The 5,714-nt window shown below is 39.4% G+C and carries 10 protein-coding genes; 1 reads left to right on the top strand and 9 read right to left on the bottom strand.

The window, feature by feature from the left end; translation table 11 throughout:
- Positions 1-332 precede the first annotated feature (332 nt).
- From G613_RS0117645 to trxA, 4 genes are read right to left on the bottom strand one after another with little or no spacing between them, the layout of a single operon-like run.
- Complete coding sequence (locus tag G613_RS0117645) at positions 333-722, bottom strand: C-GCAxxG-C-C family protein (RefSeq protein ID WP_029233820.1); 390 nt, start codon at positions 720-722, stop codon at positions 333-335.
- A complete protein-coding gene (locus G613_RS0117640; RefSeq protein ID WP_029233819.1) occupies positions 700-1,317 on the bottom strand; it encodes a 4Fe-4S binding protein in 618 nt (205 codons plus the stop codon). The genes G613_RS0117645 and G613_RS0117640 overlap by 23 nt, the downstream gene beginning before the upstream one ends.
- Positions 1,304-1,504, bottom strand: a complete 201-nt coding sequence (locus G613_RS0117635) for a 4Fe-4S binding protein (protein WP_029233818.1) — start codon at positions 1,502-1,504, stop codon at positions 1,304-1,306. Before G613_RS0117635 ends, G613_RS0117640 begins: the two co-directional genes overlap by 14 nt.
- 39 nt (positions 1,505-1,543) lie before the next feature.
- Positions 1,544-1,861, bottom strand: coding sequence for a thioredoxin (gene trxA, locus G613_RS0117630; RefSeq protein ID WP_029233817.1), 318 nt, complete (start codon positions 1,859-1,861; stop codon positions 1,544-1,546).
- Positions 1,862-2,010: 149 nt separating this feature from the next.
- On the opposite strand from trxA, the gene G613_RS0117625 reads away from it, so the two are divergent.
- Positions 2,011-2,355 (top strand): winged helix-turn-helix transcriptional regulator, encoded by a 345-nt coding sequence (locus G613_RS0117625; protein ID WP_026652473.1) that lies wholly within the window; start codon positions 2,011-2,013, stop codon positions 2,353-2,355.
- 520 nt (positions 2,356-2,875) lie between these two features.
- Here G613_RS0117625 and G613_RS0117615 read toward each other — a convergent pair.
- From G613_RS0117615 to G613_RS0117595, 5 genes are all read right to left on the bottom strand, one after another.
- On the bottom strand, positions 2,876-3,550 hold the full coding sequence (locus G613_RS0117615) for a DUF4417 domain-containing protein (protein ID WP_029233814.1): 675 nt from the start codon (positions 3,548-3,550) through the stop codon (positions 2,876-2,878).
- Positions 3,531-3,893, bottom strand: a complete 363-nt coding sequence (locus tag G613_RS0117610) for a hypothetical protein (RefSeq protein ID WP_029233813.1) — start codon at positions 3,891-3,893, stop codon at positions 3,531-3,533. Before G613_RS0117610 ends, G613_RS0117615 begins: the two co-directional genes overlap by 20 nt.
- Complete coding sequence (locus tag G613_RS0117605; RefSeq protein WP_029233812.1) at positions 3,890-4,378, bottom strand: EndoU domain-containing protein; 489 nt, start codon at positions 4,376-4,378, stop codon at positions 3,890-3,892. Before G613_RS0117605 ends, G613_RS0117610 begins: the two co-directional genes overlap by 4 nt.
- Positions 4,379-4,640: 262 nt before the next feature.
- Complete coding sequence (locus tag G613_RS0117600; protein ID WP_029675076.1) at positions 4,641-5,237, bottom strand: ImmA/IrrE family metallo-endopeptidase; 597 nt, start codon at positions 5,235-5,237, stop codon at positions 4,641-4,643.
- Positions 5,224-5,538 (bottom strand): helix-turn-helix domain-containing protein, encoded by a 315-nt coding sequence (locus tag G613_RS0117595; protein WP_029320027.1) that lies wholly within the window; start codon positions 5,536-5,538, stop codon positions 5,224-5,226. Before G613_RS0117595 ends, G613_RS0117600 begins: the two co-directional genes overlap by 14 nt.
- Between the last annotated feature and the right edge of the window lie 176 nt (positions 5,539-5,714).

The following is a 5,714-nucleotide window of genomic DNA, read 5'->3' as shown; positions in this document are numbered from 1 at the left end:
AAAACACCCCAGGACAATTGTCCTGAGGTGTAATAAGTCGTATATAATTGTCCAAAGACGTAATACGTTGTGAAACGATTATCTCTTTGAGAACTTTCTTGTAGTTCTAAGTGCCTTGTTTTAGGCATTTGCATTACAAGTTGCTGTTTACCTGCTGCGTACGGTAGAAAGCTCAGGACTACTGTATGCGGCTGGTGGCAACTTTAATAACCACGATCAAAAATAATACTCTGATTTTACTTTCTACTCATTAAATCTTTGTCTGTCTTTTGTAAGATTATCTTCAAATATATTGCTACTATCTGTATTCAAATTAAAACAGCTTGGCTCAATTACAATCCCATAATCTCACCATAAATCATAACAGCATTTCTAACACATTCCTCGCATGGGCATAAGGGTTTACCATCCGTCATTGTCTTTAAATCCTTGCATTTTAAGGCCCCGCATCTTGTTGCAAATACTTCCTGGATCTGCCTTGTAATCCCGAGAGTCCCTTTTCCTTCTGTCTTAAGTCCTGCCACCATGCCTGCTCCAATTAGTGCGCCGCAGGTTGCTTCCATATTGCCCATTCCTGCGCAGAATCCTGCTGATATCTGCTTTAGCTGTTCCTCTGCAAGTTCAGTCTGATCGGATAAAACTACTGTCACAGCCTGGGCACAGTTATACTTTCCTGAATTCTTTAATTCAACTGCTCTCTCAGCTCTCTCTTTTAACGTCATGATTTTCCACACCTTTCCTTGCCTTTATCTTGCATATTCCCTGAGTCATTGTCCCCATTGGACAGAATGAACACCAGGTTCTTTCTTTGTACAAAGCCATAATAATCAGCCCAATAAGAGTTGATGTAAGCATCAGGCTATAAAACCCAAATCCAAACTGTGCTACCCAGTCGGGGAACACGCTTCCATTATACGCCCATTTCCATGTAACTTTGAATGTCCAAAAGAGCTTTATAGCCTTTCGAAGAGTATTTGTCCCGGCAAATACAAGATAAGTCTGAAAAACCATTGTTCCAAACATCGTCATGAAGAATGCCAGGAATCCATATCTGAACCATTTAGAAGATATCCATCCGGGCGCTGGTTTACTCCTGGAACACTTGCAGTTTTTCCCAAGTACCCAGAAAAGCTGGCCTCTTCCGCAAAATCTGTTACAAAACAGCTTATTTCCACCTGCTATCGCAAAAATCAGCGGTAATATAAAATCAATCATCCCAAGCCACGCAAACAGAATATTAAAGAACCCCAGTGCAAAATAAATAATTGTCCATATCCACAGATAATCATACCAGTGTTTAGTTTTATTTGATGCCATCCTGCACCTCCGCTACCTTGATCGAGCCTGCAGGACATGCTCTTTCGCAAATGCCACACCCAACGCACTTCATGACATCTACTACAGCATGGCAGCCTTTATAGATATCTATTGCCTCTCTAGGGCACTGCAACACGCAGGCACCGCAGGCAACACATCTTTTTATATCATTAGCTGCTTTTTTCATTTGTAAATCTTCTCCTTTTTCATCTTGCCGAGTACTGCCTTAAATCATTTCTTCCATTTTCCTTACAAGTCGTTCCTTCGGAACAGCACCCATTTCATCATCATACAGACACCCCTTCTTGATAAACGCAAAGTAAGGTATACTCATTACTCCATACTTCTGTGCAAGCTGCGGCTCCTGATCAACATTTATCTTGCCAACCTTGAATTTACCATCATACTCTCTGGCAAGCTCTTCAACTACAGGTCCCATCATTTTACATGGGCCACACCAGTCTGCATAAAAATCAACAAGAACCGGAACATCACTATTCATTACTTCTGTTTCAAAGTTTTCTTTTGTAAATCTGTATTCCATAATAATCACCATACCGCCAGCAATGCAGCGCCTTTCTTTGAAATGTGTAAATAACTACTTGTTTTTCTCAACTGATGCTTTTATTATATGTGGTATAGTTTTTATATCAAGTACGCAGTTTTTATTTATCTAGTAAGGAAAAGTATACTATGAGGAAAATAGAGACAAAAGAACCATTATGTGAAGATATCGCAGGGAAAGATTGTGGATTAAAAAGAGTTATTGATACCGTTGGCGGCAAGTGGAAAATCATGATCCTGTGCGTCATCGATAAAAATGAAATAGTGCGATATGGAGAATTACGCCGTTCAATACATGGCATCACCAATACTATGCTTGCCAACTCATTAAAAGAGCTTGAGTCTGACGGACTTGTGGAGAGAAAGCAGTATGATGAGATGCCCGTAAGAGTAGAATACAATCTTACTGAGAAAACAAAAAGCCTCATCCCCATTCTCCTTGAACTGAAAAAATGGGGCGAGGACAATCTATAGTTTTAGCTATAAGTTTCAGTTCTTGCATACAGTGAATATTTATAGAGCATATCACCATCGCCATTTGCCCGGACACAGGCTCCCAGTGTTTTTTCATCATTTCATCCTGGTCCGCCACTTCAGAAGGAGTACCACAGACAACAATCTCTCCGCCATCCAGCACGCATATCCTATCGCTTATGATTGGCTCTTTGACCCCGCAGTGTGGGTGGACACTCGCCGTATCGCATCTGCCCCTGTTGCCTTCCGCTGGAATAAGAACGTCGGCCATCTGGTCGTAAGTTATCATATCGAGGCTCAATCACCTATAACCCTACTTAAATGCACAAAAAGAAACCCCAGATAAAATCTGGGGTTCCGAAATCTGCAATGCAGATTGATCATCTCTTTGAGAACGATTAATGAAGTGAAAGTGCCGTATTTTAGACACTTTCAAGTCATGTTGCTGTTTACCTGTTGTGTACAGTAGAAAGCTCAGGGCTACTGTGCGCAACTGGTTACAGCTCGTTTTTCTTAACAATCATTTCTGTTTCATCCGAGATGTCCAATCCGGATACTGTAGGAATCTAGCCTTATCTAATAGTCCGCCAAATATTTTATCCGGCATAGCACCATAAACGAGAACAACCTCTGGTTCAAGTTCCTTGAGCATTTCCTCGAGTCCTTCTCTGAAATACCTTTTAGATTCAGCCGATTTTATTTGTCCGTATGTGCCAATGGAAACAATACTATGTTTATCCACTCCCTGAAATGCAACCTTTTCACCAAGGAAATCCGATTTATAAGTTCGCTCATCTCCCCATCGAATGTTAGGTACAACATAAAGTCCTTGTTGGCTCAAGTAATATCCAACTGCCCTGTTAAGATATATATCAGCGATTTGAACACATAACGGAGCATCAATATAAAGCGAACAATCTGGTGTTATAATTCCCGGAAACCTTTTTAGATCGTCAACATACTCTTCTGTATTCGTAAGTATCTCACGAAAATTGATGTCATGTTCATAAAAGCAAACGAAATCATTTTTATCTTGGCTCCGCTCTCTCAATGAGAACGGAACCATTCCTTCAGGAATTATTATATCTTTTGGTGCATCAATATGTGGAATTTCAAACTTCCCATCGAAAAATGCGGTTTCTACTAAAGAAACTCTAAACCCTTCATCCACCAAATTAGTTGCTGTCTTTCCCATGCTCTGCCTCCCATTTCAATATAGCTTCTGCACCTTCTATGGCGCCTGCAATATTATATGTAGCACATTCATCAGGAAATTTAGCCATCAACTCTTTATAGCACTTAACCAACTCAGCATTGGGCTTTTTTTCAATAACGTCCTCCAACACCTCACTTATCCAAGAATACTCCGAAGCAGTGCATCCATTATTCAAGAAGTCTATAGTTGATGGAACGTCTTCCGAAAGAATCTCCGTTAATAGTTTCTGACATTCCTCTATTCCGTCAGCCCACTCTCCACAACTAATATCTTCCACATATTCTCTGCGTTTAATAACTTCTCTAAACTTTTCTATATTCATTTTTTCTTACCCCCTTTACTATACGGCTGTTTTGCATCTGGAAAGATGGTCCCAATTTGCCCATGTGTCCGAATAACTCCAACACGGACTCCTTTCCACATTCCAAATACAGCCACTCCATCCTTGGTATGTCTATTTCCCTTTAAATTAGCAACATGCTCTCCTGCATGTTTTATATCCTTGCTTGTCCAGTCTTTTGGAAACCATGACTGGCCCATAGATTTTGTTTTTGCCTTATTTGTATGGTCTAAGATATGCCCTACTCTTACACCATTAGGATAAGTCTTCTCAACCTTATATCTTATACCATACTTATCTAATTCGTTCATTCCAGCTTGACCATGTCCGCCACTCTTAAGCCGTATATGATTACCGTTACGTGGCTTAGTATAGGCACCTTCATTTGAATGAACTACAGAGAATTGACTGGCAGATCCTGCTGCCCCGTGAGTGTTTAAAACTCTTCCTGACTTAGTTGTACCCATAGACGTTCCCTCCTGTCATAATTGACAGACAAGGAACTAAAACAATTTCTTTTTTCATTTTCTCCTCATCTTTCTGCCAAGTGTTTCCTTGGCTAAGCAACGGTTATTATTGGTATCATTTTTATGTTGCTCTCAAAGAAAGATTGAAGTAGAATTAGGTGTATGTTTAAGAGAGATTCTACAACAGAGTCTTTCTTCAAGAGGACGCATAACTGGGCCAACAGTTATGCGTTTTCCTTTAGTATCAATACATTCATAGGCATCATCCTCCTTTTAATATTTTCTTATAATAGTCTATCAAAACCTTTTCATATGGCTTAATAGCTCCTGAATACATCGCCCAGTTCATACATCTTCTGCCACAATTGTAGGCACAATCAGCAGATACTTCGAACACGTCTGCTATGTCAACAAAAGATGAACATTTATACATACTCGGTAGTGGAGAAGGTACTAATTCATACGCCGCATAATAGTTTGCCACCATCTCTGCCAACTGGCTATCCCCTCTATGTCCCATCCTTATATGACCTATCTCATGCATTATCGTAAATCCGTCGTGCTCCTCGTATATGGAATCTATATCGTTGACCCATATAACATATGTCTGTACATCCGGATCATAATAAGAAAGCCCGTCACGCCTATTACCATCATTTCCAGTTCTTAGTTCTATTAAATTGTTTCCTTCGCTATAGATTTCTGAAAACTTATGAACAATATATCCCAATCTTTTTGCCACTTCGCTTGGATTAACTGGAACTGATAATTCTAGCTTAATATGAAGTTTTACTACATCTTCCTCGATCTGATCATATATTTTTTTAGGCAGAGCCGGTCTATTATCATGTTTTTCCATTGTTGAGTAATACCTTAATCAGCTTTGTTTTTTCTTCATCAGTCATAGTTGAAGTGCCTCTTGCAACCAGCCTATATGTTTCTTCAAATGATTTTTTATCATTCTTTCCAGACAATAGATAATCTGTCGTAGTATTAAGAGCCGTTGCCATATTGGCAATCACTTCCATCTTAGGTTCACGTTCATCTTTTAAATATCTTGATAATGCTCCCTCTGATACACCAATCATTGTTGCAAATTCTCTTTGGGTATATCCAATATTCTCAAGTAAATCCAGTACACGCTTGCCAAATCCCTCCATTTGTATTTCCTCCTTCTTAATTATACAATATATTGTGTTTGACATTTTGTCAAATTAATATTTCCGCAACAAAAATGCGTATAAAAACACCCCAGGACAATTGTCCTGAGGTGTAATAAGTCGTATATAATTGTCCAAAGACGTAATACGTTGTGAAACGATTATCTCTTTGAGAA

This window comes from Butyrivibrio sp. VCB2006, assembly GCF_000420945.1.
GTDB lineage: Bacteria > Bacillota > Clostridia > Lachnospirales > Lachnospiraceae > Butyrivibrio.
Note: the sequence above shows the minus strand (reverse complement) of the source record. Positions and strands in the feature narration are given on the sequence as shown.